At 60.9% G+C, this 25,824-nt stretch carries 25 protein-coding genes and 1 pseudogene; 4 read left to right on the top strand and 22 right to left on the bottom strand.

All coding sequences use genetic code 11. From position 1 onward, the window contains the following. Window positions 1-319: 319 nt before the first annotated feature. Window positions 320-1,090, bottom strand: a complete 771-nt coding sequence (gene tam / locus J2Y39_RS01825) for a trans-aconitate 2-methyltransferase (protein WP_310214721.1) — start codon at window positions 1,088-1,090, stop codon at window positions 320-322. Between the two features lie 176 nt (window positions 1,091-1,266). On the opposite strand from tam, the gene J2Y39_RS01820 reads away from it, so the two are divergent. After that, a complete protein-coding gene (locus tag J2Y39_RS01820) occupies window positions 1,267-1,677 on the top strand; it encodes a low affinity iron permease family protein (RefSeq protein ID WP_016771301.1) in 411 nt (136 codons plus the stop codon). A gap of 162 nt (window positions 1,678-1,839) precedes the next feature. On the opposite strand, the gene J2Y39_RS01815 is transcribed toward J2Y39_RS01820, so the two are convergent. The 10 genes and pseudogenes from J2Y39_RS01815 to J2Y39_RS01770 all read right to left on the bottom strand — a co-directional run bounded on the left by J2Y39_RS01815 (window position 1,840) and on the right by J2Y39_RS01770 (window position 11,837). Continuing rightward, entirely contained in the window at window positions 1,840-2,343 is a 504-nt protein-coding gene (locus J2Y39_RS01815) for a DUF4142 domain-containing protein (RefSeq protein ID WP_095180584.1), read from the bottom strand. Between the two features lie 152 nt (window positions 2,344-2,495). Continuing rightward, entirely contained in the window at window positions 2,496-3,845 is a 1,350-nt protein-coding gene (locus tag J2Y39_RS01810; RefSeq protein WP_310214718.1) for a diguanylate cyclase domain-containing protein, read from the bottom strand. Between the two features lie 75 nt (window positions 3,846-3,920). Next, window positions 3,921-4,559: a LysE family translocator gene (locus J2Y39_RS01805; RefSeq protein ID WP_041478891.1), complete on the bottom strand. Its 639-nt coding sequence runs from the start codon at window positions 4,557-4,559 to the stop codon at window positions 3,921-3,923. Between the two features lie 60 nt (window positions 4,560-4,619). Continuing rightward, window positions 4,620-4,751, bottom strand: a pseudogene (locus tag J2Y39_RS01800) (glutathione transferase); the annotation flags it as partial. After that, a complete protein-coding gene (locus tag J2Y39_RS01795; RefSeq protein ID WP_310214713.1) occupies window positions 4,750-5,484 on the bottom strand; it encodes a hypothetical protein in 735 nt (244 codons plus the stop codon). The pseudogene J2Y39_RS01800 and the gene J2Y39_RS01795, both read right to left, overlap by 2 nt. 192 nt (window positions 5,485-5,676) lie before the next feature. Further along, entirely contained in the window at window positions 5,677-7,008 is a 1,332-nt protein-coding gene (locus J2Y39_RS01790; protein WP_150636483.1) for an MFS transporter, read from the bottom strand. A 187-nt stretch (window positions 7,009-7,195) separates the two neighbouring features. Further along, the gene (locus J2Y39_RS01785; RefSeq protein WP_310214710.1) at window positions 7,196-8,122 is read right to left on the bottom strand and encodes a hydroxymethylglutaryl-CoA lyase; all 927 of its coding nucleotides are present in this window, start codon (window positions 8,120-8,122) and stop codon (window positions 7,196-7,198) included. Continuing rightward, on the bottom strand, window positions 8,119-9,312 hold the full coding sequence (locus J2Y39_RS01780) for a CaiB/BaiF CoA-transferase family protein (RefSeq protein ID WP_150636481.1): 1,194 nt from the start codon (window positions 9,310-9,312) through the stop codon (window positions 8,119-8,121). Before J2Y39_RS01780 ends, J2Y39_RS01785 begins: the two co-directional genes overlap by 4 nt. Before the next feature lie 252 nt (window positions 9,313-9,564). Next, a complete protein-coding gene (locus J2Y39_RS01775; protein ID WP_310214705.1) occupies window positions 9,565-10,470 on the bottom strand; it encodes a LysR family transcriptional regulator in 906 nt (301 codons plus the stop codon). A 62-nt stretch (window positions 10,471-10,532) separates the two neighbouring features. Continuing rightward, window positions 10,533-11,837 carry a hypothetical protein gene (locus J2Y39_RS01770; protein WP_310214703.1) on the bottom strand — a complete coding sequence of 435 codons (1,305 nt, stop codon included), beginning with the start codon at window positions 11,835-11,837 and terminating at the stop codon, window positions 10,533-10,535. A 219-nt stretch (window positions 11,838-12,056) separates the two neighbouring features. On the opposite strand from J2Y39_RS01770, the gene J2Y39_RS01765 reads away from it, so the two are divergent. Beyond that, complete coding sequence (locus tag J2Y39_RS01765) at window positions 12,057-12,728, top strand: hypothetical protein (protein ID WP_310214700.1); 672 nt, start codon at window positions 12,057-12,059, stop codon at window positions 12,726-12,728. Here J2Y39_RS01765 and yiaY read toward each other — a convergent pair. After that, the gene (yiaY, locus tag J2Y39_RS01760) at window positions 12,689-13,837 is read right to left on the bottom strand and encodes an L-threonine dehydrogenase (protein ID WP_056783452.1); all 1,149 of its coding nucleotides are present in this window, start codon (window positions 13,835-13,837) and stop codon (window positions 12,689-12,691) included. The genes J2Y39_RS01765 and yiaY overlap by 40 nt on opposite strands. Before the next feature lie 154 nt (window positions 13,838-13,991). Between yiaY and J2Y39_RS01755 the strand changes: the two genes are divergently transcribed. Further along, entirely contained in the window at window positions 13,992-15,011 is a 1,020-nt protein-coding gene (locus J2Y39_RS01755; RefSeq protein ID WP_310214697.1) for a DUF4917 family protein, read from the top strand. 164 nt (window positions 15,012-15,175) lie between these two features. Here the strand turns inward: J2Y39_RS01755 and J2Y39_RS01750 are convergent, their stop codons facing one another. From J2Y39_RS01750 to J2Y39_RS01725, 6 genes are all read right to left on the bottom strand, one after another. Further along, a complete protein-coding gene (locus tag J2Y39_RS01750) occupies window positions 15,176-15,520 on the bottom strand; it encodes a YegP family protein (protein ID WP_150742377.1) in 345 nt (114 codons plus the stop codon). An 80-nt stretch (window positions 15,521-15,600) separates the two neighbouring features. Then, window positions 15,601-16,182, bottom strand: coding sequence for a DJ-1/PfpI family protein (locus tag J2Y39_RS01745; RefSeq protein WP_258707721.1), 582 nt, complete (start codon window positions 16,180-16,182; stop codon window positions 15,601-15,603). 200 nt (window positions 16,183-16,382) lie between these two features. Then, the gene (locus J2Y39_RS01740; protein WP_310214690.1) at window positions 16,383-17,609 is read right to left on the bottom strand and encodes an SAM-dependent methyltransferase; all 1,227 of its coding nucleotides are present in this window, start codon (window positions 17,607-17,609) and stop codon (window positions 16,383-16,385) included. A gap of 177 nt (window positions 17,610-17,786) precedes the next feature. Beyond that, window positions 17,787-18,404, bottom strand: coding sequence for a TPM domain-containing protein (locus J2Y39_RS01735; protein WP_016771315.1), 618 nt, complete (start codon window positions 18,402-18,404; stop codon window positions 17,787-17,789). 33 nt (window positions 18,405-18,437) lie between these two features. Beyond that, entirely contained in the window at window positions 18,438-19,184 is a 747-nt protein-coding gene (locus J2Y39_RS01730) for a TPM domain-containing protein (RefSeq protein WP_310214687.1), read from the bottom strand. A 13-nt stretch (window positions 19,185-19,197) separates the two neighbouring features. Next, window positions 19,198-19,806, bottom strand: coding sequence for a LemA family protein (locus J2Y39_RS01725; RefSeq protein ID WP_095180575.1), 609 nt, complete (start codon window positions 19,804-19,806; stop codon window positions 19,198-19,200). A 258-nt stretch (window positions 19,807-20,064) separates the two neighbouring features. Between J2Y39_RS01725 and bglX the strand changes: the two genes are divergently transcribed. Then, window positions 20,065-22,356, top strand: a complete 2,292-nt coding sequence (bglX, locus tag J2Y39_RS01720; protein ID WP_130887059.1) for a beta-glucosidase BglX — start codon at window positions 20,065-20,067, stop codon at window positions 22,354-22,356. Window positions 22,357-22,488: 132 nt separating this feature from the next. On the opposite strand, the gene J2Y39_RS01715 is transcribed toward bglX, so the two are convergent. The 4 genes from J2Y39_RS01715 to J2Y39_RS01700 all read right to left on the bottom strand — a co-directional run bounded on the left by J2Y39_RS01715 (window position 22,489) and on the right by J2Y39_RS01700 (window position 25,781). Beyond that, complete coding sequence (locus J2Y39_RS01715) at window positions 22,489-23,646, bottom strand: phosphatidylserine/phosphatidylglycerophosphate/cardiolipin synthase family protein (protein ID WP_056783426.1); 1,158 nt, start codon at window positions 23,644-23,646, stop codon at window positions 22,489-22,491. A 1-nt stretch (window position 23,647) separates the two neighbouring features. After that, window positions 23,648-24,238 (bottom strand): YceI family protein, encoded by a 591-nt coding sequence (locus J2Y39_RS01710; RefSeq protein ID WP_039762684.1) that lies wholly within the window; start codon window positions 24,236-24,238, stop codon window positions 23,648-23,650. A gap of 170 nt (window positions 24,239-24,408) precedes the next feature. Next, window positions 24,409-24,705 (bottom strand): amidase, encoded by a 297-nt coding sequence (locus J2Y39_RS01705; protein ID WP_236167999.1) that lies wholly within the window; start codon window positions 24,703-24,705, stop codon window positions 24,409-24,411. Continuing rightward, a complete protein-coding gene (locus J2Y39_RS01700) occupies window positions 24,702-25,781 on the bottom strand; it encodes a serine hydrolase (protein ID WP_310214679.1) in 1,080 nt (359 codons plus the stop codon). The genes J2Y39_RS01705 and J2Y39_RS01700 overlap by 4 nt, the downstream gene beginning before the upstream one ends. Window positions 25,782-25,824: the final 43 nt, after the last annotated feature.

The raw sequence follows: 25,824 nt of genomic DNA, 5'->3' as shown, positions 1-25,824 counted from the left end.
CGGATTCTGGCGTACCGGTAGGCAGCGGCGCAAGGATTTGTAGGCATCGGGACGCAACGTGATTCAACTTTAAACAGCCATAGCGCACCAAGTGTAAAAGCCTGGAAAACAGAAGGAAATTTCCGACGAGCTCAGCGTGAACGAGTTGAAAGGATGCCAGAGGACGATGATGTTGGCGGTGCAGCGGTGATCGGGTTTCTGCGCCAATAAGCCCCTCACCCTAACCCTCTCCCGAGGGAGAGGGGACCGACCGTGTTGCGTTCAAGAGATGCGCCGACCAGAGATAACGTGGCGAACTCAAGACACTTGGTGGCGTAACTCAACGGGTCGCAATAATGAACAATCGTGGAAACGGCAACAGCACCGAGCCGTCAGCCAAGGCCGGATAAGCCTTGGTAACCTCCGGCAGATACCGCTGCAGATACTGCGCCCGCTCCTCCTCGGTCAATGGGCTCAGGAATGGAATCAACCCGCTACCCTTGAACCACTCCACCACTCCCGCCGCCCCGTCCCGAAGCTGATGGTGATAGGTGGTGCGCCACACATCGACCCGCGCGCAGTGCGGCCGCAGCATTGAAAAATACTCACTGGCACTGGCCATGTCGGTGCGCTGCCCGGCAGCGTCTGCGAGCTTGCTCGCCCACGGCCCATTGGCGGCGACTTCACGCATCAAGCGGTGGGACGGTTCGTTGAGGTTGTCCGGCATTTGAATCGCCAGGCTGCCACCATCTGAAAGCTTGCTCGCCAGGGCTGGCAACAACGAAGCGTGATCAGGCACCCATTGCAGCACCGCATTGGCGAAGATCACATCGAACGGCCCCTGGTCAGCCCATTTGTCGACCTCGGCCACCTGAAACTGCACGTCAGGCAAGCGCTTGCGCGCGGCGGCAATCATGTCCGCCGAACTGTCGAGGCCACTGACGCTCGCCTCGGGAAAACGCTGCACCAGCAATTCGGTGGAATTGCCCGGTCCGCAACCAATGTCCACCACCGCTCGGGCCTGCGCCGTGGGTATCGCCGCCAACAGATCACGGGCCGGGCGGGTGCGTTCATCTTCGAAAGCGACGTATTGCTTGGCAGACCAACTCATTGCGTTCTCCTGTCGGGGCATGGCTTGAAACCGGGAAGTGCAGCTGCCCATACCATACAGCGATAAGGCCGATGAGCTCGCCTCGCCTCCGGCGTCCCGCCCGGTTATTTGTAATTAGAATTTTCAGCACAACGCCGATGTCTGAATTTCAAGCTCCCAAAACAAGGACTTCCATCATGAAATTCGCAAAGATTGCCCAGAAACTTGCCCTGTGGGCCGGTAGCCCGAAGACGTTCATGGGGGCGTTGATTCTGATCGGGCTGTGGGGGTTGAGCGGGCCGATTTTTGGTTACAACGACACTTGGCAGCTGATCATCAATACCTCGACGACGATCATCACGTTCCTGATGGTGTTCCTGATTCAGAACACGCAGAACCGCGATACCGACATTCTGCATTTGAAACTCGATGAGCTGTTGCGAGTGAACAAGGAAGCGCAGAACGCGATGCTCGGGCTGGAGGCGCTGGATCTGAAGCAGCTCGAAGCGCTGCGCCGGCATTACCGCGCGCTGGGTGAGAATCAGGTGTTTGATCTTGAGGGGCTTGGCGACAAGAGCAAGCCAAAGCAGGATTTGAATGAGTGCTGAGCAAGTAAACACACCCTGTGGGAGCGAGCCTGCTCGCGAAGATGGCGGGTCAGTCAAAACATCATTGACTGACACACCGCTTTGGCGAGCAGGCTAGCTCCCACAGGGGAAGCATCGCATTTCAACTGAAGGTTTCGCTCGCGCTGCAACAACAAGGCGAAGTTAGCGACTGGCCTGCAACGCTCGAGCTTTCTCCAGATGGCTTTGCAGTTTCGGCAAAGTCTCATCGGCAAACGCTTTGATTTCCGGCACGTCGGTGGTCTGTGCCTGTTGCTCGATCTGAGTGATGGCCTCCTCGGTCGCCTTGACCTGACTGGCAGCGTAGGCCTGATCGAATGTGGTGCCGTCCTTCACTTCCGGCATCAGCTCTTTGGCCTTGTCGGCGAGTTCTTCGCGGGGGGCAACCGGCAGGTCGAGTTTCTTGGCGATTTTCGCAAGGTGCTGGTTGGCCGTGGTGCGGTCGTTGATCACAACGATGGTGTAATCCTTGACCTCTTTCGATTCGGTCTTGCCGTGGGCCAGACGACTGGCTTCGATGTCGGCCATGCCTTTGGCAGAGGCATCGTTGATGAATTCGGCAGGCGACTGGGCGAACGCACTGCTGGCGCACAGGCCCAGCAGGGTTGCAAAACTGACGTTACGTAAACGGGTGGCCATCCGGCTCATGGTCGCGCCCTCCTTCGTGGAAAATTCAAACGGGCCGTGATTCGCCCGCTGCTCAAATGTCGCGGCGGACAATTGTCCGCCTCAGTTAGGAATGCTTTAGCGGTCAAAGGTTTAGAAAATCTGCCTGAACCGCGACGAACGGCGCGCTCGCTTCAGCTGCCCAAGGCCCGATGATTCAGGCGTTTGGCCGCATACATGGCTTGATCGGCATGCCGAAACAGTTGCTGTTCTTCTTCGCCGTGTTCAGGAAAGCGCGCCACGCCGATGCTCGATTCGATCCACAGGTCATGCCCGTCGAGGCGCATGGGCTGCGCCAGCACCTGTCGGATTTTTCCGGCGACACTGTCGGGATCGCCGGCGGCATGCACGCTGTGCAGCAGCACGACGAACTCATCGCCACCGATACGCGCCACCGTGTCGGTTTCACGCACGCAGCCTTTCAGCCGGTTGGCCACGGTTTGCAGGAGCATGTCACCGACGGCATGGCCATGGGTGTCGTTGACCTGTTTGAAGCGATCCAGATCGACATACAGCAGCGCCATGCGCCCGTGCCCGGTTCGCGCATGGGCCAGCGCAGCCTTGAGCCGATCACGCAGCAGTTCGCGGTTGGGCAGTTGCGTCAGTTGATCGTATTGCGCCATGCGTTTGAGCCGCGCGTGCAATTGCTGGCGCTCGATGGCCGTGGCGACTTGTGCACAGACATATTGCAGCAGTTCCTTGTCCTGCTCGGTGTAGCGTTCGCCGCCAGCGAGGCTTTTGACGATCAAGGCGCCGATGGTGCCGTTTTTTGAGTTCAGTGGTACACCGAGCCAGCAAGGCGCGTTTTGTTCCGCCACCAGCTCAGCAAAATCGGGCGTGGCATCGGCGCTGTCCGGCGTCAGCAACATCGGCTGGCCGCTGCGGATCACTTGCGCGCAGAGCCGTCCGATGACGGTGCCGGGCTGCTCGGGCTGCAATTCGTGATCGTCGACGTGATAGGGAAAATTCAGCTGCGCGCAGTGTTCGTCGTACAGCGCCACGGAAAAATTCAGCGCCGGCAGCCACTCGCCAATCAGCAAATGAACCCTTTTGAACAGCGCCAGCAAATCTTCCGCCGCATGCGCCGCCTCGGAAATCGCGTACAACGCCGCTTGCCGCGACTCGGCCTGCTTGCGCTCGGTGATATCGCGGGCGACGGCGATGCGCAGTTGATCGACTTCCGACCAGCGCGCCGACCAGGAAATGTGCGCGACGCTGCCGTCCTTACGCAGATAGCGGTTCTCGAAATTGTGCTTCGGGTCGCCGTCTATGATTTCGCCAGCGGCCGCAAGGGTGCGCTGGCGATCAGCCGGGTGCACCAGCTCGATCATCGAGCGGCCGATCAGTTCGTCAGGCGTGTAGCCGAAAATCCGCTCGCAGGCAGCGCTGACAAAAACGAAACGGCCCTGTTTGTCGACCGCGCAAACGGCGTCCAGCAACAGGTCAATGTAGCTCGCCAGCGGCGCAGGGTTGGGGCTTTGCATGGTTCTACGGGGTGTCCGCGCAGTGCAGCGATTTCAATCATCCATGATCGTAATTGCGCGTCCCTGCCCATTCCATCAAGTCTTGTTCGGCAGCAGCCCCGGCAGCGCGTGCATCAACGCGTTGATGGCGAAGCCGATAAACATCACGCCGCATAAACGCGTGATGAGCAGCTCATGCCGCTGATACACCATGCGCACTCGCTGTGCGCCGACCACGCCGATGAGGATAGCGTAGGCCAGGGCGCCGCCGATGAAACTCAGGGCGATCAGTGCAGGTAGCATCGACCAGTTGAGCAGTTCGGCGCGGCTCGACAACAGCGCCGTAAAGGTCGCCACCGCCACCGGATAGGCCTTGGGATTGGTCAGGCCGAAGACGATGCCGTGCCAGAACGGCTGCCGCGCCGCCCCTTGCGCCTCGTCGCCATTGCGGCGTTGGGCACGCACCGCACGCCAGCCGAGCCAGAACAGGTACAACGCGCTGAGCACGCCGAGCACATCGAACGCGGTGCTGCCGATTTCCCGCGCACCGACAATCGCCACCAGCGCGGTGCTGCACCAGATCACATCGCCGAGCAGATGCCCGCACAGAAACCCCGCCCCGGCACGCCGGCCATGGGCCGCGCCAATCCCGAACACCGCCAGCACGCCCGGCCCGGGCGTGATCCCGTAGATGAAACCCGAAGCCAGAACGGCCAACAGCAATGATGGAGTCATGAGAAACCTGCAAGCGCCAGAATACTTGGCGGCCAGTCTATATCAGAGGGTCACGGCGGATCACTGCGCGTCGTGAAAACGCATGCCGGGGTACGGTTTCTGCCGACACGTAGCCAGCCGCGATTGCAAATCGCCGACGTGGACTTCCAGCTTGTGCCCGTCGGGATCGAGGAAGTAGAACGACGCGCCTTCAATAGCCTCTCAGATTTTCGGGAACGAAATATTGCTGTCCGTCATAGCGCAACGTGGTCAGCACCGGCTTTTCGTGGGTAGTTTTCGATTCGCAGGTGTCGGGTGGACCCTCACCGACCAGACCCGTGGTGACTGAGCGGACAATGATATCGGCGTAACCATGGGAACTGGTTTTGCCCATCTCAAGCGTACGCACCGTCTCCGCTCGCTCTCCGGCGCAATTGCCATCCCACTCGCCACTGAAGCTGTAGACGACCAAGCGATCCAGCACCGGGCGCACCTTGTTGCCCTCTTTCACGTAGAGCGACAGCAGGGTTTCATCCAGCGGATTGACGCGCGACGAGCCTTTGAAATGGGCGCGGACGCCGAATGCACGAAAGTCGGGCGTGAGTTTATAACGCGCCGTATCCAGCTCCAGACTCTCCAGCGCGATGGCATCGGAGAGAAACGCCGACCGCTGATGATAGGTCGCCAGCGGTTTGGGGCTGCCGGCCGTGATGATAGCCAGATCCAGATCGTACGAGCCCACGCTGCCGTCTTGGCCATAGACGGGATCGGGCACGAACGTCGATAGCGCGGTAATCGTCAGCTGCGGATAAGCCGGCCATTCTTTGCACAGCGAGAAATCCGCTTCCGCGCTGACCGCCGGCGGCGTGCAATCTGCCCACGCCTGCCCAGCCATCAACCACCCGCAGAGCGCGGCAGCGCTGATCCACGTGGACTTCATTGTCACTTCCCGCTCCTTGAAGATATTTCCAGGCGCGCACTATCCCTTTCTGCATCGGAGGATTCAACAGATCTGGCCAGCGAATCTTCTCATGTGTCTGAAGTCGGAATTCGCGAGCAGGCTCGCTCGCACAGGAAAGCGCATTCCAAAGTGGGAGCGAGCCTGCTCGCGAAGGCGTCATCACAGACGCCGCGAGTCTCAGAACTTATCCAGCGTGCGCAACTTCTGCGGCAAGCCCCACAACAGCAAAGCGGCCGCAATCAGCGCGGCGACGCCGATGACGTACAGCGCCGGGGTGGTGCTGCCGGTGAGGTCCTTGATGCGTCCGACCATGACCGGGCTGACGATCCCGCCGAACTGCCCCAGGGTATTGATCACTGCGATCCCGCCCGCCGCGCCGGCACCTGCGCCCGCCAGCAGTTTCGGTGGCAGGGTCCAGAAGCTCGGAATCGAAGCGATGATGCCGGCGCCGAGCAGGCCGAGCGCGACGATCAGGAAGGTCGTGTGGCTGGCGAAGATTCCCGCGCTGAAGAAGCCGATCGCGCCGACGATCACCAGCCCGGCGACAAACTTGCGCCGTTCACCGGTGGCGTCGGACAAGCGTCCAATCACCACCATGCTGATCGCCCCGCAGATGTACGGAATGGCGGTCAGCAGGCCGATCATCACCGGGCTTTCGGTGCCGGCGCTGCGGATCAATTGCGGTGCCCAGAAATTCAAACCGTAGGACGCGACCTGGATCAGGAAGTAGATCAAACCCAACGTCAGGAACCCGGGAATTTTCAGCGCCGCGAGCAATGAGCCGCCGCTCTTGTGTGGTTCGTGATGAGCGATGCGACTGGAGAGCAATTTCTTCTCGTCAGCCGTCAGCCAGTGCGCATCCTCGATGCGGTCCTTCAGCTGCGTCAGCACCAGAAAACCCAGCGCGATGCACGGCACGCCTCCGAGCAGGAACAACCAATGCCAGCCGCGCATCTGCAATACGCCATCGAGGTGTTGCAACACCAGCCCTGAGAACGGTGCGCCGACCAGCCCGGCAAACGCCGAGGCGAGAAACAGCATCGAGGTGATGCGGCCACGGAAGTGCTGCGGAAACCACAGCGTCAGGTAATACAGCACGCCCGGAGCAAACCCGGCTTCCATCGCACCGATGACGAAGCGCAGCGCATAGAACTGCCATTCGCTGTTGACGAAGACCATCGCCGCCGTCGCCACGCCCCACGACATCATGATCCGCGCGATCCAGCGCCGCGCGCCGACCTTGTACAGCATCATGTTGCTCGGCACTTCGAACAGCACGTAACCGACCACGAACAGCCCGGCGCCCAAGCCATACGCGGTGTCGCTCAGACTCAGGTCGGTCTGCAACTGGAATTTGGCGAAGCTGATGTTGATGCGGTCGAAAAAGGCGAACAGGTAGCAGACCATGATCAGCGGCATCAGGCGCCAGGCAACTTTGCTGACCAGGGCTTTTTCGGCGTCGTGATCGACGGACGGATTCACGCCCGCCTCCATTACATTGAGGCTCATAGATTTTCTCCAGGCGGACTGCCGATGGGCGTCCGATTGTTTTTGTTGTCTGGTGATGACGCTCCCTGTGGAGCGCTTTTGTGTGGGAGCTGGCTTGCCAGCGATGGCGTCAGTTCAGCTAACGCTTTCGTTGAATTTGCTGCCGTCATCGCGGGCAAGCCCGCTCCCACAGGGGTACTGGTGTTTCTCAGGTGGGCATCGGATGCAGATCGCAGTTGCGCCCGGCCTTGGCCAGTTGGCCGGGGACATCGTGGCCCAACAGCGCCGGCAAGCCGCGCGAAAGCTTCAGCAGCAGCGGCAAATCGATCCCCGTGGGAATGCCGACTTCAGCGCACAGGTTCACCAGGTCTTCGGTGCAGATATTGCCCGACGCCCCCGGCGCAAACGGACAGCCACCGAGGCCACCCAGCGCCGCATCGAAGCGCCGCGCGCCGGCCTCGTAAGCGGCCAGCACATTGCACAGGCCGAGGCCGCGGGTGTTGTGGAAATGCAGGGTCAGATCGGCCGGCGAAACCCGCTGCAAAACGCGCCGCACCAAGCGATCGACCTGACGCGGATTGGCCATGCCGGTGGTATCGGCGAGGCTGATGCCCTGAATGCCGAGCTCTTGATAAGCGTCGACGATCTGCAGTACGCGATCCTCATCGATCCGGCCTTCGAACGGACAACCGAACGTGGTGGCGATGCTGCCGTTGAGGCGCACACCTGAGCCGCTGACAAACGCAACAATGTCAGCGAATGCCGCCAGCGACTCTTCGCAACGCATGCGCATATTGGCCAGGTTGTGGGTCTGGCTGGCGGACATCACCAGATTCAACTCATCGGCATTCGCTGCCAATGCACGTTGCGCGCCTTTGAGGTTGGGGATCAACGCCACGTAAATAACACCCGGCTGGCGCTGAATGCCGTTGAACACTCGCTCGCCGTCACGCAGGGCCGGAATGGCTTTGGGCGAGACGAACGAGCCGGCCTCGATGCGGCTGAATCCGGCCTGTGACAATTGATTGATCAGGGCGATCTTGTCAGCGGTTTCCACCCACGTCGGCTCGATCTGCAAACCGTCGCGGGGTGAGACTTCCTGGACGATCAGGGTTTTCGAATAGTCAGTGATCATTGCACCACCCCTTGGTTTTTCAGGCGTTCGATGTCGAGTTCAGTCAGGCCAAGATTGGTGAGAATAGCGTCGGTGTGCTGGCCCAGTTTCGGCCCGGACCAGTTCACTCCGCCGGGGGTCTCCGAGAGTTTGGGGACAATGCCGGGCATCTTCACCGTTGCGCCACCGGGCAACTCGGCATCGAGCAGCATGTCCCGCGCCTGATAGTGCGGATCGGCGACGATATCAGCCACCGAATAGATGCGCCCGGCCGGCACTTCGGCAGCTTCGAGAGCAGCCAGTACCTCGTCGATCGGCAGGCTGCTGGTCCAGTGTGTGATGGCCGCATCGAGCAAACCGCTCTGCGCCGCGCGGCCGTCGTTGTGGGCGAATTCTTCTGCCTCGGCTAGATCAGCGCGGCCGATAGTGTGCATCAGGCGCTTGTAGATCGGGTCGCTGTTGCCGGCAATCACCACATAAGCGCCGTCGGACGTGAGGTAAGTATTGGAGGGCGCGATGCCCGGCAAGGCGCCGCCGCTGCGCTCGCGGACATGGCCGAGCATGTCGTATTCCGGCACCAGACTTTCCATGACGTTGAACACGCTTTCGGCCAGCGACACATCGACGATCTGTCCACCGCCCTGCCCGGTCTTGACCCGCAACAGCGACATCAGCGCGCCGATCACCGCGTGCAGCGAGGCCAGCGAATCGCCGAGGCTGACGCCGACCCGCGCCGGTGGCGAATCGGGATTGCCGGTGGTGTAGCGGATGCCGCCCATGGCCTCGCCAATCGCACCGAAACCGGGCCGGTCACGGTAAGGGCCGGTCTGGCCGTAGCCGGAGATACGCACCAGGGTCAGGTTCGGATTCAGCGCATGTAGCACGTCCCAACCCAGACCGAGTTTTTCCAGCGCACCGGGGCGCAGGTTTTCAATGATCACGTCGGCGTCGCCGGCCAGTTGCTTGACCAGTTCGATGCCTTCAGCGGATTTGAGATTGAGCGCCAGGGATTTCTTGTTGCGCGATTGCAGGTACCACCACAGCGATGTGCCTTCGTGCAGCTTGCGCCATTTGCGCAGCGGGTCGCCCTGACCCATGGCTTCGATCTTGATCACCTCGGCGCCGAACTCGGCAAGCATGCGCGCGGCAAACGGCGCGGCGATCAGGGTGCCGATCTCGATCACTTTGATTGCACTCAAAGGGGCAGTCATCGCGGGTACCTCTTGTTCTTGGAATATGTCGCCAAGGCTAGAGGAACGATCGTCAGCGAATCCAGCCGTCTCTCGGCAATGGGCGTTCGCGAAATGCGAATGCTCCTCTGTGATTGCGGGGTGAATTCAGGGCCGCCTTCGCGAGCAGGCTCGCTCCCACAAGGATCTGTAGTGGTTTCAGATTCTGTGTTCACACAAGTTCAATGTGGGAGCGAGCCTGCTCGCGAAGAGGCCATCAGCCGCAATGAAGATCTACCGCCCGCGCAAATGCTCAAACAACATCCGGCTCACCGGCGACAACCCTGCCTCATCGCGCACCACCACAATCAGCGCGCGATCCGCCCAGGCATCGGTCAGCGGCACCGCACGCAAGCCCAGTGCCTGACCAAACAACTCATAGGCTCGCTGCGGCAGAATGCCGATGCCCATGTTCGCCTGGACCATCCGGCACACCGCATCGAATCCCGGCACATGAATGCGGATGCGCAGGACTTTGCCGGCCTGCCGCGCCGCCGCATGGGTACGCATGTTGATCGAACTGGCTGCGTGCAAGCCGACGTAATCGCTGTCGAGAGTTTCATCGAAAGTCACCGATGCGCGCGTAGCCAACGGATGCTCCGGGAGCATCACCACCACCAGTTTGTCCTGGCGGTACAACACGCTGTGCAGGCCTTTGGTGTCGCTGTCGTCGGAGCAGATGCCGAGGTCGGCGACGCCATCGAGCACGCCCTGAATCACCCCGGCGCTGGGGCGTTCTTCAAGGTCGGTCTTGACCTGCGGCTGCCGCGCGGAGAAGTCGCGCAAGTCTTCGGGCAGGAACTGAATGATCGCCGAAAGATTGGCCAGCATGCGCACGTAACCCCGCACACCGTGGCTGTGCTCGCCCAGTTCCAGGCCCATCTTTTCCACGTTGAAGAGCATCTGCCGCGCATGGTGCAGCAGGGTCTCACCGGCCGGCGTGAGGATCATGCCTTTGGCTTGGCGCACGAACAAAGCGATGCCCAGCGCCTCCTTCAAATCCATCAGGCGCTTGCTCGCCGCCGACACCGCGATGGCTTCGCGCGCAGCCGCACGGGTCAACGTACCTTCCTCGTGGACGGCGACGAACAGTTGCAGAGTGATCAGGTCGAGACGGCGGATCAGGCTTTTTTGCAGCATGGTGGGCTCGAAGGCAGGGTTCATCCGAGCCGGCAGGATAGCCCGGTTTTACCGCTGACTGCTCAGTTGCTCATGCTGGCGCGCTGTTTTGTGACAGGCGCAGTCAGCAAGCGGACCAATTGCGCACTATCGTCCTTGCGTCCCAACACCAGAATTGAAGAGCCTTGCAGGCAGGCATCAATGGCTGACCATGAAATGTCTCTCGCGCCCTCGACATCAAACGAATCATCCACTGCGCCATCGACCAGAAAGCCTGCCGTCAACAAGCCTCGTGCGCTGCCAGAGGTCTGTCCGACCGCCACAATCCGTTTACCGGCGATGTCATCCAGCGCAACCCCTGCTTGCCAACCTCTCAGATCCCGTTCATGCGCCGTCGGGGTGAGGACAGGATTGTTGAACGCGTCATCCATTTGGCCGGCGTAGGTAATACCACTGATGAACCCGTGTTGCAGTTTCTTGCCTTGCGTTGACTCGACCGCCGAACCGAGCAGAAGCAGGCGCTGCGCCGTTTGCACCGCGATGTCCGTCACGCTGCTTTCGAGCGGCTGGCCATCGCGCTGAATGTTCAACAGCAGTACCCCCTTGTCGCCGAACGCTTGTGCAACTTTCCCGCTGTGGTCGAACGCCATGACCAGTCCCTGATTGGTTACTTCCGTTTTGCCATGCAGCAGAATCAGCCCATCGTCGAGCTGGATGATCCCGGACAGCGAAATGGCCACCCCTGGCAGTGACAGGGGCAGCCAACCGTTGCTGGCGAACGATAAATCGTCCGAGCCATCGAGATTGAACCGCGTCAACAGGCCACTGCCCTTTTGCGCCGTCACGAACAGCAGCCTGTCCGGCTGCGCAAGCTGCGGATCGGATTTGGCCAGCAGCAGTTGCCCATGCGTGGCCCCAAAGAGTGACGGAATCCGCATGGGCACAATCCGGTAGCCATTCCTGTCGCCGCCGAACTCGATGTCCGGCGAGCCGTCGGGCAGAAACCGGGCGATGACTTGCTGGTATTCAAGAGCCTGGTCTTTGACGACGCCAATCACACCGCACATCCAGATCCGTCCGAGCGCATCAACAATCAATGGCCCGCCTTGCGTGAGCGAGCCTGTGCCGAACTGGCCGCTGAGATATCCGCCGGTGCCGAAAGCCGGATCCGGATTGCCATCGGCATCCAGGCGCGCAAGGCCGTAGTACGAATGGCCCGATTGCTCGACGGTAGCGCTGACCATGATCTGCTCCGAAGGCGTGATCGCCACGCCTTTGGCAATGGTCTTGCCCGCTCCGGGGAATTTCAGCGCTCGCAGACCAAAGAGCGCATCCAGCTCCCCGGCTGACTGCACGTTTGGGGACAATGGCGCGATAGATTCCGACATGTTCGTATGCTCCTCAAGAGATCGACGTCGATCCCCTCGTAGCGAGCATTCGACCCCAGGCCACCACGCCGGACAACTGACAGAAATGACAGTTTTTTAGAAGAAAAAGAAATTACCGACTGTGTAAAAAAGACTGAATGACTGGTAGTTCTTACAGGTTCGAATTCAGGCACGTCATGCCAACCTCAGCGTTCAAATCAGCCATGAACGAGAAGCATGATGAGCACTCGCGACGAGCAAACTTCACAACCGGCCCCGACCATCACCTATCCCGAAGAGGCCAGCACGACGGGACCTGCGACATTGTTGCTCGGCAGCGGCATACCCAATGCTCTTGTGCAGGTCTGGAACATTGAAAACACCCATTCGCTTGGCGAAGGGCTGGTCAGCGCAAATGGACGATGGGCGTTCAGCATCACCGGCGTTCAGGCCCAGGGTCAGCAGAGGATTCACGCCCACCAGACGTATGCAGGCATCACGTCCGAATGGAGCGAAGAGCGCGGATATGAGGTGCGACTGCGGCCCGAGATCGACGTCCCGGTCGTTGTCGAACCGATTGAGGGCGCGCAGGTCGATACGCCTCTGATCTTTTCGGGAGATGTCACGCGAGCCGAGGGTTTCGTCAGTATTTTCGATCTGGACACTGGCCTGGAGATTGCCAGAGCAGCGGTCGAAAGCGACCGGAAATGGCAAACCCCGGCAGCACCCTCCCTGGCGGTCGGGCAGTACCGTATCTCCGCCGTACACAACATCGCCGGCCAGGTTTCAGATTGGGGCCGTGTGCGGACATTTGCCGTGGTCGCAGAAGCAAGCGAAGGCTTGTCCGACTTCGCTCGCCTGCGCGCCTTCATTCAAAACGCATTGCGGAAAATTTCCTCGATCTGGCGCTGATCCGCCGCCCGTGGATTGGTCAGTCCACAGGCGTCCTTCAAGGCGTTGGTGGCGAGCACCGGGATATCGCTGAGTTTCGCGCCCAGCTCACGCAGTCCGCCGGGAATCTCGACGTCCTTGGCAAGGTTGCGAATGGCATTGATCGCCGCCTGTGCGCCCTCCTCCGCGCTGAAACCACGAATATCCGCGCCCATGGCGTGGGCGACATCCCTGAGTCGGTCAGCACAGACCAGCGCATTGAAACTCTGCACATGCGGCAACAGCACGGCATTGCAGACGCCGTGGGGCAAGTCGTAGTAGCCGCCGAGCTGATGCGCCATGGCGTGGACAAATCCGAGCGAGGCGTTGTTGAACGCCATGCCGGCGAGGAACTGCGCGTAAGCCATGTTCTCCCGCGCCGCCAGGTCGCTGCCGTCGCGCACGGCCAGACGCAGGTTGCTGCTGATCAGGCTCATGGCCTTCAAAGCGCAGGCGTCGGTGATCGGGTTGGCGGCGGTCGAGACGTAGGCTTCGATGGCGTGGGTCAGCGCGTCCATGCCGGTGGCGGCGGTAAGGCCTTTGGGCATCGCGACCATCAACTCCGGGTCGTTGACCGACAGCAGTGGCGTGACGTTGCGGTCGACGATGGCCATTTTCACGTGGCGCGATTCGTCGGTGATGATGCAGAAGCGGGTCATTTCGCTGGCAGTGCCGGCGGTGGTATTGATGGCGATCAGCGGCAATTGCGGCTTGCTCGAGCGGTCGACGCCTTCGTAGTCGCCGATCTGCCCGCCATTGGTTGCGCACAGGGCGATGCCCTTGGCGCAATCGTGCGGCGAGCCGCCACCCAGCGACACGACGAAATCGCAACGGCTTTCCTTCAGCAGCCCCAACCCGGATTCGACATTGGCCGTAGTCGGGTTCGGTCTGGCGCCATCGAAGATCACCGAATCGATGTCCTGCATCGCCAGTTTCTCGGCGATCATTGCGGCGACGCCAGCCTTGGCCAGCCCGGCGTCGGTGACAATCAGCGCCTTGCGAAAGCCATAATTGCGAATCGCGACCATGGCTTCGTCGAGGCAGCCGCTGCCCATGATGTTGACCGCCGGAATGAAGAAGGTGCTGCTCATCGTGTGTCTCCTGACTGAAGCCGGATCGACTGCCTCGATTCGGCGGGTGCGCACAGAATCGACCGATCGGTCACGAGCGATGTTGATCTGGCTCAATGTCCGCTCGTGATAAAGTCGCCGTCCATCTGCCCTTTGTTTTGAGACCGCCCACGCAATGACCGATTTTCTCAATGTCGACGCCACCCTCGAAGACTGGAACGCCTTGCGCGCCGCGAACGATTTCCAGGGTTTGTTGGTGGGCAATGGCGCCAGCCGTGCGGTTTGGGATGACTTCGGCTACGACTCGCTGTTCGAAAACGCCCGTACGGTCGAAGAGAAACCGCTGAGCCCATCGGAACTGGCGGTGTTCGACGCGCTGCAAACCCGCAGCTTCGAGCAAGTGCTGGGCGCCCTGAAAACTACCAGCCGGGTCAACAAGGCCCTGGCGGTCAGCTCGGCGGCGCCGCGCAATCGCTATTACGCGATCAAGGAAGCGCTGATCAACACCGTGCATGCGGTGCACATCCCGTGGCGGCTGGTGCAGCCTTCGACACTGACGGTGCTCAATGCTGAACTGGCGCGCTATCGCACGGTGTTCACCACCAATTACGACCTGCTCAATTACTGGGCGCTGCAACACCCGGGCAAGGCCATCGACGACCTGTTCAACGGCGCCGACGCGAGCTTCGATCTGAGCCAGAGCGCCACCGACAAACCGCGCCTGCTGTATCTGCACGGCGGTCTGCATCTGGTGCGCAATCAGGACGGCACCGCGCGCAAACTGACCTCGACCGAGGGCACCCTGCTCGGCAGTTTCGCCATCAACAATACGATCAAGACCCTGGACGACGTGCCGCTGTTCGTCACCGAAGGGCCGAGCGCGGAAAAGCTCAAGACCATCCGCAGCTCGGATTATCTGTCGTTCTGCTACGAGCAGTTACTGGCCCATGGCGACAGCCTGTGCATCTTCGGCCACGCGCTGGGCGAGCAGGATGCGCATCTGGTGCGGGCGTTGCGCCTGGCCCGACCGAAGTGCGTGGCGGTCTCGATTTATCCGCGCAGTGCCGCGTTCATCCAGCATCAGAAGCGTCACTACGCCAGGGTGTTTGAAGGTACCGGGGTTGAGTTGCGGTTCTTTGATGCCAAGAGCCATGCGTTGGGCGATCCGAAATTGTCGGTACCGGTTGAGGTTTGATATTGGCCGGGCTGACGCCTTCGCGAGCAGGCTCGCTCCCACAATGGAATGCGGTCACCTGTGGGAGCGAGCCCGCTCGCGAAGACGGCATATCAGCCAACCCAAAAGGTGACTGGAACACCGCTTTCGCGAGCAGGCTCACTCCCACAGGTTGATGTCGGATTTCAGAGCACCGGCTGGGTCTTGTCCTTAATCACTTTGGTCGGGCCGTTGGCCTTCACGCTGGCAATGCCCTTGTCACACGCGCCATCCGATGAATACGACTCGCTGCTGCCGATGACCTGGTGATTGGCCGCCTTCAGGTTGAAGTACGGGTGGCCATCCCTGGTCGACTTTTTCTCGTAGCGCTCATCCAGCGGGCTGTTGGCCTGCACCGAGGCGATGCCGCCGTCGGCGCCGGCGCGGGTGCTGTAGAGTTCGCTGGTCAGGATCGTTTCGGCGTTCGCCGCTTTCAACACGAACCTGAATTGGCCGTTGCTGCTTTTGCTCACTTCGTACCATCCGGACATGTCTGTTTCTCCTGGGGGCGATTGAGAGATTTCGCGCTTCAGAGTAAAGACCAGCGCCTGCGATCTGTCGCCTGCATCGACTACAAGGTGATTTTCGTACCGAGCAGACCGAGGAAACCGGCCAGCCATTTAGGATGCGCCGGCCAGGCCGGAGCGGTGGCAAGATTTCCCTGAACATGGCCGTCGGTCACCGGAATGTCGATATAGGTGCCACCGGCCAGACGCACTTCCGGGGCGCAGGCCGGATACGCGCTGCACTCACGCCCCTCGAGCACACCCGCCGCCGCGAGCAGTTGCGCGCCATGGCAGACCGCGGCAATGGGCTTGCCGGCGGTATCGAAGGCGCGCACCAGTTCGAGGACTTTGTCGTTCAGCCGCAGGTACTCCGGAGCGCGACCGCCGGGAATCAGCAGCGCGTCGTAATCAGTTTCGCGGGCCTTGGCGAAGTCGAAATTGAGCGCGAACAGGTGACCGGGTTTTTCGCTGTAGGTCTGATCACCTTCAAAATCATGAATCGCCGTGCGCACGGTGCTGCCGGCGGACTTGTCCGGGCACACGGCGTGCACCGTGTGGCCGACCATCTGCAGGGCCTGGAACGGCACCATCACTTCGTAGTCTTCGACGTAATCGCCGACCAGCATCAGGATCTTTTTCGCGGCCATGGGAAAACTCCTCGGGGAAAGGTCTGGGAGTATTCAAGGTAGACCGTATCCAAGGGTTGCGGTAATTCCAGGCTTACTACGCTCGATCGCGATAAATGTAGGAGCCGCCGAAGGCTGCGATCTTTTGATCTTGCATTTAAATAATCAGGATCAAAAGATCGCAGCCTTCGGCGGCTCCTACAGAGGTGTATTTCAGGCTATCAGGCGAGAAAACCGTCAGCGCGCAGCAGGGTTTCCAGGCAGTGTTCGCTGATGTGATAGAACGCTTTCAGCTCTGCGATCTTCGCCAACAGTTGCGTCGAATCGACCGGCTCGGCGCGTTTCACCGCGAGAATCATCTTGTTCTTGTTGGTGTGTTCCAGCGAAATGAATTCGAAGACTTTGGTCTCGTAACCGCAGGCTTCGAGGAACAGTGCACGCAAGCTGTCGGTGACCATTTCCGCCTGTTGGCCGAGGTGCAAGCCGTATTGCAGCATCGGCTTGAGCAGCGCCGGGCTCTGGATCTGCAGGCGGATCTGTTTGTGACAGCACGGTGAGCACATGATGATCGACGCACCCGAGCGGATGCCGGTGTGGATCGCGTAATCGGTAGCGATGTCGCACGCATGCAGGGCGATCATCACGTCCAGTTCGCTCGGCGCCACCGTGCGCACGTCACCGCACTTGAACACCAGCCCCGGATGCTCGAGCTTCGCCGCTGCGGCGTTGCACAGGTTGACCATTTCTTCGCGCAGCTCGACGCCAGTGACTTCGCCCTCGGCCTTGAGCGTGTTGCGCAGGTAGTCGTGAATGGCGAACGTCAGGTAGCCCTTGCCCGAACCGAAATCGGCGACCCGCACCGGTTTGTCCAGCGCCAGCGGCGACGAGGTCAGGGCATGGCTGAACACTTCGATGAACTTGTTGATCTGCTTCCACTTGCGCGACATCGCCGGGATCAGCTCGTGTTGTGCATTGGTCACGCCCAGGTCCTTGAGGAACGGACGGCTCAATTCGAGGAAGCGGTTTTTCTCACGGTTGTGCTCGGCGGACGGCGCTTCACGCAATTGCTGAGGTTTGCTCTTGAACAGCGAACTCTTGCCCTTTTTGCTGTATTCCAGCTGCGCTTCGTCGGTCAGCGCCAGTAAATGAGCATTTTTGAACGAGGCCGGCAGCAGCCCGGCGATCAGCGCCACGCCTTCGCTCAGCGGCAGATTTTTGGTGATGTCGCGGGTCTTGTAGCGATAAACGAATGACAGGCACGGCTGCGCCTTGACCGTCACCGGTTTGATGATGACCCGTTGCAGATCCGCCTCTTCACCGACGTACTTGGCCAGCACCAGTTTGATGAAACCGCTGTCGTCGAGGCTGGTTTGCAGCAGCTCGATGAACTGGGCGTGGTGATCGGCGGCCGCTTTGGCGGACGGCGCGGAAGAAGCGGAAACGGACATGGACAAGCGGCCTCGGACGGGCGGAATCGGGAATGGCGGGTATTTTAGGGAGGATGGGGGTTGGGGACACCCTCTTATTTACCCAACGGCAAAAATCAAAAGATCGCAGCCTTCGGCAGCTCCTACAATTGGAATGCATTCTCCTGTAGGAGCTGCCGAAGGCTGCGAGCTTTTGATCTACCCCAACACCACAAGCCGATTCGGCAATTCATTCCTCACCTGCGTCACCGGCACATGCACCTTCAACAACTCGCCACACGCCTCCACGCACGTGACAAACCCTTCCAGCGTGCGCCCCTGCCTGACCTGTTCGGTAAACGCCGCGACAATCGCGTCCCAGTTGCTGTTGTCCAGCCGTTTGGAAATCCCCTCGTCCACCAGAATTTCCACATAGCGCTCAGCCTCGCAGACAAAAATCAGCATGCCGGTGCTGCCCACGGTGTGGTGCAGGTTCTGTTCGAGAAACTGCCGCCGCGCCAGGTTGGAGGCGCGCCAGTGGCGCACGCGGCGCGGCACCAGATGAGTGGTGATTTTCGGCAGGCGGAACAACAGGCACAGGACGATGAACATGCCCCACTGCACCAACAGCAGGCTGCGCAGGGTCAGCCAGCCCGTGAGATAGTGGACGATGCCCGGCAACACCAGCGCCAGCAGGCTGGCCCAGAGCAGCGGGATGTACGCGTAATCGTCGGCACGGGCAGCGAGCACCGTGACCAGTTCGGCGTCGGTGTCGCGCTCGACCCGGGCGATGGCCTCGGCGACTTTGCGTTGTTCGTGTTCAGTCAGTAATGCCATGTCGAAAATTGCCTGCTCATTATTCTTTTGATCTCACCAGCCGCCGGACGAACCGCCGCCGCCGAAACTGCCCCCGCCACCGCTGAAGCCGCCACCGCCGCCGAATCCGCCGCCTCCGCCAAAGCCGCCCCCTCCTCCGGAGCCGCCCCGGCCGGCAGGCAGGATACCGAGCATCTGGCAGACAAACACCGTCACGATGAACAACATCACCAGAAACATGAACAGCGCCGGGTGCCGCGAGATGAAATCATCCGCCGGGTCGCCGCTGGATTCGTACACGGTCGACGGTTCGTCCAGCGGATTGCCACCGAGCACCACCAGCATCGCCGCAACGCCATCGCTGATGCCTTTGCTGAAATTGCCGGCCTTGAACGCCGGCGTGATGACCTGATGAATGATCACCGACGACTGCGCATCGGTCAGGCGATCCTCCAGGCCATAGCCGACTTCGATGCGCAGTTTGCGCTCGTCACGGGCGACGATCAGCAAGGCGCCGTTGTTCTTGTCCTTCTGACCGATGCCCCAGTGCCGACCGAGCTGAACGCCGAAATCCTCGATGGTGGTGCCCTGCAGATCGGGCAACGTGACCACCGCCAATTGCTCGCCGGTGGCCTGTTCGTGCGCCTGCAATTGCTGGCTCAGTTGCGCGCGAATCGATGGCTCGAGCATCTGCGCCTGATCGACCACGCGCCCGCTCAGCGGCGGAAACGTCAGTTCGGCCCGGGCGCTGACGGCGAACAGCCAGAGCAGCAGCACCAGGCTCAGTTTCAACACACGCATGGGCAACCTCGAATCAGAATTTCACTTCCGGGGCCTTCTCCGCGCCGGGCGTGGTGGCTTCGAAGGTTTCGCGCATTGGCAGATCGCTGTACATCACGCTGTGCCACAGGCGACCGGGGAAGGTGCGGATCTCGGTGTTGTATTTCTGCACCGCCAGAATGAAGTCGCGACGCGCTACGGCTATGCGGTTTTCCGTGCCTTCAAGTTGCGATTGCAGGGCGAGGAAGTTCTGGTTGGCCTTCAGATCCGGATAGCGCTCGGAGACCACCATCAAACGGCTCAATGCGCCGGTCAGTTGATCCTGTGCCTGCTGGAACTGCTTGAGCTTCTCGGGATTGTCGAGGGTGCTGGCATCGACCTGAATCGACGTCGCCTTGGCCCGCGCCTCAATCACGGCGGTCAGCGTTTCCTGCTCATGGGCGGCATAGCCCTTCACGGTTTCCACCAGATTGGGGATCAGGTCGGCGCGGCGCTGATACTGGTTCTGCACCTGGCCCCAGGCGGCTTTGACCTGTTCGTCGAGGGTCGGGATATTGTTGATGCCGCACGCGGTCAACAGCGTGGCGAACACCAGCAACGTGGCGATCTGTAGCCGTGAACGGGAGGTTGAGCTGATATTCATTGCAGTGATGCTCCATGACACATTTGATTTAAAAACCGAGCGCTGGGCATTCCCGGCCAGCGGTTGGGGCATAATCGGCGCCGCCACTGGCATGCGACGGGTTAATCGGCTAAAAAGTGCCCTTCGCGTTCACGTTGCCGCTGTCGGCTGCGGTTTTCCGGCTCAGGATTTTGCGCCGGCACCCGAACAACAATAGTCGCTCCCTACATTTTGGCTGGCCGGTGTTACATCACCGTTTGGGCTCTAGAGAAAAAATTCATGAAGAAGCTGTGTTTGCTGGGTCTGTTCGTCAGCCTGGCCAGTCATCAGGTACTGGCCGCCACGACCCCGGTACCTTTGGAAAACAAGGACGCTTTCATCAGCAACCTGATGAAACAAATGACCCTCGACGAGAAGATCGGCCAGTTGCGCCTGATCAGCATCGGCCCGGAAATGCCCCGCGAACTGATCCGCAAGGAAATTGCCGGCGGCAACATCGGTGGCACGTTCAACTCGATCACCCGCGCGGAAAACCGTCCGATGCAGGACGCGGCCATGCGCAGTCGCCTGAAGATTCCGATGTTTTTCGCGTACGACGTGATCCACGGTCACCGTACGATTTTCCCGATTCCGCTGGCCCTTGCGTCGAGTTGGGACATGGACGCCATCGGCCAGTCCGGTCGCGTTGCGGCTAAAGAGGCCGCCGCTGACAGCCTCGACATCACCTTCGCGCCGATGGTGGATATCTCCCGCGATCCACGCTGGGGCCGCAGCTCCGAAGGTTTCGGCGAAGACACTTACCTGACCTCGCGCATCGCCAAAGTCATGGTCAAGGCCTATCAGGGCGAGACCCCGAGCGCTGCCGACAGCATCATGGCCAGCGTCAAGCACTTCGCCCTGTACGGCGCGGTCGAGGGCGGTCGCGACTACAACACCGTCGACATGAGCCCGGTGAAGATGTACCAGGATTACCTGCCACCGTACCGCGCCGCGATCGATGCCGGAGCCGGTGGTGTGATGGTGGCGTTGAACTCGATCAACGGCATTCCGGCCACGGCCAACACCTGGCTGATGAACGACCTGCTGCGCAAGGATTGGGGCTTCAAAGGCCTGGCAGTCAGCGATCACGGCGCGATTTTCGAACTGATCAAGCACGGTGTCGCTCGCGACGGTCGCGAAGCGGCGAAGCTGGCGATCAAGGCCGGCATCGACATGAGCATGAACGACACCCTCTACGGCAAAGAGCTGCCGGGGTTGCTCAAGTCTGGTGAGATCGAACAGAAAGACATCGACAACGCTGTGCGCGAAGTCCTCGCGGCCAAGTACGACATGGGCCTGTTCAAGGACCCGTACCTGCGCATCGGCAAGGCCGAGGATGATCCGGCCGACACCTACGCCGAGAGCCGCCTGCACCGCGCCGAGGCCCGCGAAGTGGCACGTCGCAGTCTGGTGCTGCTGAAGAACCACAACGAAACCCTGCCGCTGAAGAAAGACGCGAAAATCGCGCTGGTCGGTCCATTGGCGAAAGCGCCGATCGACATGATGGGTAGTTGGGCCGCCGCCGGGCGCCCGGCGCAATCGGTCACCCTGTTCGACGGTATGAGTTCGGTGATCGGCGACAAGGCCAACCTGATCTACGCCCGTGGCGCCAACATCACGGGCGACAAGAAGGTCCTCGACTACCTGAACTTCCTCAACTTCGACGCCCCGGAAGTGGTCGATGACCCGCGCCCGGCCAGCGTGCTGATCGACGAAGCGGTGAAAGCGGCGAAGGATGCTGACGTGATCGTCGCCGCTGTCGGCGAGTCCCGTGGCATGTCCCACGAATCCTCGAGCCGCACAGACCTGAACATCCCGGAAACCCAGCGCGAATTGATCCGTGCGTTGAAAGCCACTGGCAAACCGCTGGTACTGGTGCTGATGAACGGCCGTCCGCTGACGATTCTCGAAGAGAACCAGTCGGCCGATGCGATTCTGGAAACCTGGTTCAGCGGCACCGAGGGCGGCAACGCCATCGCCGACGTGCTGTTCGGCGACTACAACCCGTCGGGCAAACTGCCGGTGACTTTCCCGCGTTCCGTGGGCCAGATCCCGACCTACTACAACCACCTGAGCATCGGCCGGCCGTTCACTCCGGGCAAACCGGGCAACTACACATCGCAGTATTTCGATGACACCACCGGCCCGCTGTTTCCGTTCGGTTATGGCTTGAGCTACACCACCTTCGCCCTGAGCGATATGGCGCTGTCATCGACCACCCTGAACGCCAGCGGCAAGCTCGACGCCAGCGTCATGGTCAAGAACACCGGCAAGCGTGACGGCGAAACCGTGGTGCAGTTGTACATCCAGGACGTCACCGGTTCGATGATCCGCCCGGTGAAAGAACTGAAGAACTTCCAGAAGATCATGCTCAAGGCCGGCGAACAGAAGGTCGTGCACTTCACCATTACCGAGGAAGACCTGAAGTTCTACAACGCCCAGCTCAAATACGCGGCCGAGCCTGGCAAGTTCAACGTGCAGATCGGCCTGGATTCGCAGGCGGTGACGCAGCAGAGTTTTGAATTGCTGTAATTTTTTCAGGTAACACATAAACCTGTGGGAGCTGGCTTGCCAGCGATGGCGGCCTGACAGTCAACTGATATGTTGAATGTGATGGCCTCATCGCTGGCAAGCCAGCTCCCACAGTGGTTTTGGGTGTCCCCGCTATCCGCGACGGTCGAGAATATTCACCACCAACCGATCCACCCAGCCCCACACCCGCTGCTTGACCCGCCGCCACAACGGTCGGCGCTGCCATTCCTCCAGGCTCACCAGCTGACTCAAGCCGAAGTCCTTCACAAAGCTCGCCTCCACTGCTGCCGTCAACGCCGGGTCCAGCGCTTCCAGATTCGCCTCCAGATTGAAACGCAGATTCCAGTGATCGAAGTTGCACGAACCGATGCTTACCCATTCGTCGACGAGAACCATTTTCAGGTGCAGGAAGCACGGCTGGTATTCGAAGATCTGCACGCCGGCCTTGAGCAGGCGCGGGTAATAGCGGTGCCCGGCGTAGCGCACTGACGGGTGATCGGTGCGCGGCCCGGTCAGCAGCAAGCGCACATCGACGCCGCGCGCGGCAGCCTTGCGCAGGGAGCGGCGGATTTTCCAGGTCGGCAGGAAGTACGGCGTGGCCATCCAGATGCGTTTTTGCCCGCTGTTCAACGCACGGAACAACGACTGCAAAATGTCGCGATGTTGACGGGCATCGGCATACGCCACGCGGCCCATGCCTTCGCCCTTGTCCGGCACACGCGGCAGGCGCGGCAAGCCGAAATGCGCGGCCGGGCGCCAGGCGCGGCGGTAGCGGTTGGCGATCCACTGGCGATCAAACAGCAATTGCCAGTCGATCACCAATGGGCCGCTGATCTCGACCATCACCTCGTGCCACTCGCTGACATCATGGCCCGGCGTCCAGAATTCATCGGTCACGCCGGTGCCGCCGACCACTGCCAGGCATTGGTCGACCAGCAGCAATTTACGGTGGTCGCGATAGAAATTGCCGACCCAGCGCCGCCAGCTCAGGCGATTGTAGAAACGCAGCTCGACGCCGGCCTGGGTCAGGCGCTGGCGCAGATGCAGCGTGAACGCGAGGCTGCCGTAATCATCGAACAAGCAACGCACGCGCACGCCGCGCTCGGCCGCCGCGACCAGCGCCTGGACGATGGCTTCGGCGCAGGCGCCGGCCTCGACCAGATACAGCTCCAGTTCGATCTGCTCTGTAGCTCCAGCGATATGCTCGAGCATGCGCGGAAAGAACTGCGGGCCGTCGATCAACAGTTCGAAACGGTTGCCGTCACGCCAGGGGAACACCGCACCGCGCATGTCAGCGCGCCGTGAAAATCAGCACCGCACCCACCGGCACCGACAGACTGATCGCCGACAGATCGGCGAGTTTGCGCAGGTTTTCCAGGCCCGGCGCCAGATCGAAATCCTCGGCGTTGATCACCAGCGGCTCCAGCGTGACCACCTGAAAACGCCGATCATCCAGACGCGTGGCGAGCAACTCGGCCGGGTATTCGTGCTGCTTGCCGTGCAGGCTGACGGTCAGCGGCAGGCGCAACTCCAGCTGCGCGCCGGGCGCCAGATCGTTGATCGGGCGCAGGTCGATCTGGGTGGTGATGGTGGCTGCGGGAAACTGCTCGATCTGGAACAGCTCCTTGCGCATGCGCTCATCGCGCAGCGGAATGCCGCTGTTGATCGATTCGAGCTCGACTTCGACCTCGGCGCGACCGTTGGGGTCGACCTTGCCGTGCAGCACCAGAAAGCGCTGCACTTCCGAAACGCTGGCATTTTTGGTGCTGACGAACGACAGCCGCGACGACTCGCCGTCCAGATACCAATTGGCCTGGGCCGGCAGCGCAGCGGCGGTCAACAGCAGACTGGCGAAGGTTGTATAGAGGGAGCGGTTGAACATTGAACACTCGTGGGGGCGATAAACCTGCACGAACCTTAACCGCCCGCCAAGTTATTGCAAGCCCTGTGGGAGCGAGCCTGCTCGCGAATGCAATGCTCCCCGCACAGCATGTATTGCGGCTTGCGACGATTTCGCGAGCAGGCTCGCTCCCACAGGGGAGACCAGATAATTCAAGGATTCAGGCGACAGCCCTGGCGTTCGCTCAGCCACTGCGCGCTGTGGCTGCGGCCCAAGCCGCTGACGGTGATGGTTTTGCTCGAAGCGTCATCGGTAAAACGGCTGGTTGGCAGCCATTGCTTCACATAGCCACGGCAATACCCAGCATCGTTGTTCATCACATAACGACACGAGCAATATTCCTTGGCGGTGTAGGCGCTGATGATGTCCGGGAAAGCCCAGAGGTTTTCCCGTTCATACCAACCCCAACCGAGCAGCACGACCAACAGCAACAATAGAAAGCGCTTCATGGCCGCACCGCCTGCAACACGCGTTTGAGCAATTCGTTGTGCTGGTAGCTGCCATCACGATCATCGCCGTAACGCACGATCACCAGTTTCTCGCTAGGCATCACGTACAGCGCCTGGCCCCAGTGGCCGAGGGCGGCGAAGGTGTCGGGTGGGGCGTCGGGCCATGGTGATGTGGCGCCGTCGACAGGACGATTGAGCCACCAATGGCCACCGGGTACGGCTTCGTCCTGATGCGCCTTGTAGCCGGCAAACGGTGTGAGGTTGAACGCGAGCCAATTCTCGGGCAGCAACTGCCGATCGTTCCAGCGCCCGCCGCGCGCCATCAGCAGACCGACCCGCGCCAGATCCCGCGCGGTGAGATAGGCATAGGACGAGGCGACAAATGTGCCGCTGGCATCGCTTTCCCACACGGCGTGGCGAATGCCCAACGGCTCGAACAATGCTGTCCACGGATAGTCGGCGTAACGCTCTGCGCCGACCATGGTTTTCAGGGCAGCGGCGAGCAGATTGCTGTCACCGCTGGAATAACGGAAAGCCTGACCCGCTGCGGCATAACTGTCGTGTGCGGCGGTGAACGCGGCCATGTCGCGATGGCCGCGGGTGTAGAGCATTGCCACCACCGAGGATTTCAGCGGGGCGTATTCGTAGTCCTCCTGCCAATCGAGACCGGAGGCCCAGTTCAGCAGATGGCCGAGGGTGATCGCCGGGTGTTTTTCCAGCGCCGGGTAGAACTTCAGCGCTGGATCATCGAGTTTGAACCGGCCTTCGCCGTAGGCCACACCGAGAACGGTTGCCAGCAGACTTTTGCTGATTGACCAGGTCAGATGCGGTGTCTGAGCAGTGGTCGGAGCGGCGTAGCGTTCGTAGATGATCTGGCCGTCGTGGATGATCAGCAAGGCGTCGGTGCGGATGCCGTCGCGGGTGGCGTCGTTGCGCGGCGCGAAGGCGTAGTTTTCCAGCGCCTCGACGGCCGGGCCGGTGATCTGCGGGGCGATTGGCCATTGCTCGCCGGGCCATTGTTCGGCGCGGACGGTGAGGCTGATCAGCAGCAGGAACAGGGACAGGCCTTTGAACATGGTGGGCGCTCAGGGAATGAACCTGTCGAGACTAGTCGGGGTT

The sequence above is a fragment of the Pseudomonas sp. 2957 genome (assembly GCF_031456345.1).
Taxonomy (GTDB): domain Bacteria; phylum Pseudomonadota; class Gammaproteobacteria; order Pseudomonadales; family Pseudomonadaceae; genus Aquipseudomonas; species Aquipseudomonas siliginis.
Note: the sequence above shows the minus strand (reverse complement) of the source record. Positions and strands in the feature narration are given on the sequence as shown.

Excerpts from the sequence above, each read along its gene's own strand:
- tam (WP_310214721.1), bottom strand. The coding sequence starts at position 1,090 with ATGAGTTGGTCTGCCAAGCAATACGTCGCTTTCGAAGATGAACGCACC.
- J2Y39_RS01820 (WP_016771301.1), top strand. The coding sequence starts at position 1,267 with ATGAAATTCGCAAAGATTGCCCAGAAACTTGCCCTGTGGGCCGGTAGC.
- J2Y39_RS01815 (WP_095180584.1), bottom strand. The coding sequence starts at position 2,343 with ATGAGCCGGATGGCCACCCGTTTACGTAACGTCAGTTTTGCAACCCTG.
- J2Y39_RS01810 (WP_310214718.1), bottom strand. The coding sequence starts at position 3,845 with ATGCAAAGCCCCAACCCTGCGCCGCTGGCGAGCTACATTGACCTGTTG.
- J2Y39_RS01805 (WP_041478891.1), bottom strand. The coding sequence starts at position 4,559 with ATGACTCCATCATTGCTGTTGGCCGTTCTGGCTTCGGGTTTCATCTAC.
- J2Y39_RS01790 (WP_150636483.1), bottom strand. The coding sequence starts at position 7,008 with ATGAGCCTCAATGTAATGGAGGCGGGCGTGAATCCGTCCGTCGATCAC.
- J2Y39_RS01785 (WP_310214710.1), bottom strand. The coding sequence starts at position 8,122 with ATGATCACTGACTATTCGAAAACCCTGATCGTCCAGGAAGTCTCACCC.
- J2Y39_RS01780 (WP_150636481.1), bottom strand. The coding sequence starts at position 9,312 with ATGACTGCCCCTTTGAGTGCAATCAAAGTGATCGAGATCGGCACCCTG.
- J2Y39_RS01775 (WP_310214705.1), bottom strand. The coding sequence starts at position 10,470 with ATGCTGCAAAAAAGCCTGATCCGCCGTCTCGACCTGATCACTCTGCAA.
- J2Y39_RS01770 (WP_310214703.1), bottom strand. The coding sequence starts at position 11,837 with ATGTCGGAATCTATCGCGCCATTGTCCCCAAACGTGCAGTCAGCCGGG.
- J2Y39_RS01765 (WP_310214700.1), top strand. The coding sequence starts at position 12,057 with ATGAGCACTCGCGACGAGCAAACTTCACAACCGGCCCCGACCATCACC.
- yiaY (WP_056783452.1), bottom strand. The coding sequence starts at position 13,837 with ATGAGCAGCACCTTCTTCATTCCGGCGGTCAACATCATGGGCAGCGGC.
- J2Y39_RS01755 (WP_310214697.1), top strand. The coding sequence starts at position 13,992 with ATGACCGATTTTCTCAATGTCGACGCCACCCTCGAAGACTGGAACGCC.
- J2Y39_RS01750 (WP_150742377.1), bottom strand. The coding sequence starts at position 15,520 with ATGTCCGGATGGTACGAAGTGAGCAAAAGCAGCAACGGCCAATTCAGG.
- J2Y39_RS01745 (WP_258707721.1), bottom strand. The coding sequence starts at position 16,182 with ATGGCCGCGAAAAAGATCCTGATGCTGGTCGGCGATTACGTCGAAGAC.
- J2Y39_RS01740 (WP_310214690.1), bottom strand. The coding sequence starts at position 17,609 with ATGTCCGTTTCCGCTTCTTCCGCGCCGTCCGCCAAAGCGGCCGCCGAT.
- J2Y39_RS01735 (WP_016771315.1), bottom strand. The coding sequence starts at position 18,404 with ATGGCATTACTGACTGAACACGAACAACGCAAAGTCGCCGAGGCCATC.
- J2Y39_RS01730 (WP_310214687.1), bottom strand. The coding sequence starts at position 19,184 with ATGCGTGTGTTGAAACTGAGCCTGGTGCTGCTGCTCTGGCTGTTCGCC.
- J2Y39_RS01725 (WP_095180575.1), bottom strand. The coding sequence starts at position 19,806 with ATGAATATCAGCTCAACCTCCCGTTCACGGCTACAGATCGCCACGTTG.
- bglX (WP_130887059.1), top strand. The coding sequence starts at position 20,065 with ATGAAGAAGCTGTGTTTGCTGGGTCTGTTCGTCAGCCTGGCCAGTCAT.
- J2Y39_RS01715 (WP_056783426.1), bottom strand. The coding sequence starts at position 23,646 with ATGCGCGGTGCGGTGTTCCCCTGGCGTGACGGCAACCGTTTCGAACTG.
- J2Y39_RS01710 (WP_039762684.1), bottom strand. The coding sequence starts at position 24,238 with ATGTTCAACCGCTCCCTCTATACAACCTTCGCCAGTCTGCTGTTGACC.
- J2Y39_RS01705 (WP_236167999.1), bottom strand. The coding sequence starts at position 24,705 with ATGAAGCGCTTTCTATTGTTGCTGTTGGTCGTGCTGCTCGGTTGGGGT.
- J2Y39_RS01700 (WP_310214679.1), bottom strand. The coding sequence starts at position 25,781 with ATGTTCAAAGGCCTGTCCCTGTTCCTGCTGCTGATCAGCCTCACCGTC.